At 75.2% G+C, this 912-nt stretch carries 2 protein-coding genes; one reads left to right on the forward strand and one right to left on the reverse strand.

The genetic code is table 11. The annotated features are described in order from the left end of the window. Positions 1-100: 100 nt before the first annotated feature. Positions 101-559, forward strand: a complete 459-nt coding sequence (locus EAO71_RS35825; RefSeq protein ID WP_147981983.1) for a GNAT family N-acetyltransferase — start codon at positions 101-103, stop codon at positions 557-559. A gap of 87 nt (positions 560-646) precedes the next feature. Here the strand turns inward: EAO71_RS35825 and EAO71_RS35830 are convergent. Further along, a partial coding sequence (locus EAO71_RS35830; protein WP_147981984.1) for a GNAT family N-acetyltransferase occupies positions 647-912 on the reverse strand: 266 nt, incomplete at its 5' end.

Genomic DNA, 912 nt, shown 5'->3' on the forward strand with positions numbered 1-912 from the left:
CCTCCCCACCCGAGCCCGTCCGGACCCGAGCCCGGCCGAGCCGCGCACCCGCGGACCGGCCCACGAGGTCCGTCGGGCCCCGCGCGCTACCGTCCGGCCCATGAAGATCATCGACCTCGAGTACGGCGACCCCCGCCTGGAGTCCGACCTGCTCCCCGTCCTGCGCGAGCTGCGTCCCCACCTCACCCCCGAACTCTTCGCCGAGGTGCAGGACCGCGGCCGGGTCCAGGGTCTGCGCTTCACCGCCGCCTACGCGGACGACGGGCAGTGCGTGGGCGCCGCGGGCTGGCGGATCGTCCACAACACCAGCTCGATCCGCAAGCTCTACGTCGACGACCTCGTCACCGCCGCCACCGCCCGCTCCACCGGGGTCGGGCACGGCCTGCTCGCCCATCTGGAACGGCACGCGAGCGACGAGGGCTGCTTCGAGCTGAACCTGGACTCCGGCACCCACCGCACCGCCGCCCACCGCTTCTACCTGCGCGAACGCCTCGACATCGTCGCCTTCCACTTCACCAAGGAGCTGAAGTCCCCGGACGGCGAGGCCGCGCGGGGCTGAGCCGCGAGCCGTTCCCGTCCCCCGCCGGGGCCGCCGGAGCCGGCGACGCACGGGAGGGGACGGGAGAGACGGACGCCCCCGCCCGGATCAGTCCACGGAGCCCGGGGGCCGGAGGTCGAGCCGCCAGTCGTTGCAGTGCATCGGCCGGCCCGGCGGGTACTCGAACCCCTGCTCGCCGAGCAGCTCGAAACCGGCCTTGCGGCAGACCGCGTTCGACGGCCCGTTGTCCGTCGACGGAAAGGCGTGCAGGAAGCGGTGCAGGCCCGCGGCCCGCGCCCGCGTCGCCACCGCCCGCGTCGCGGCGGTGGCGACGCCCCGCCCCCGGAAGCCGGGGAGCACCGTCCAGCCGGTCT

It is taken from the genome of Streptomyces sp. MS191, from assembly GCF_008042125.1.
Classification (GTDB): Bacteria; Actinomycetota; Actinomycetes; order Streptomycetales; family Streptomycetaceae; genus Streptomyces.

Bases quoted from the DNA above. Each gene is read 5' to 3' on its own strand.
- EAO71_RS35825 (WP_147981983.1), top strand. From the start codon at position 101: ATGAAGATCATCGACCTCGAGTACGGCGACCCCCGCCTGGAGTCCGAC.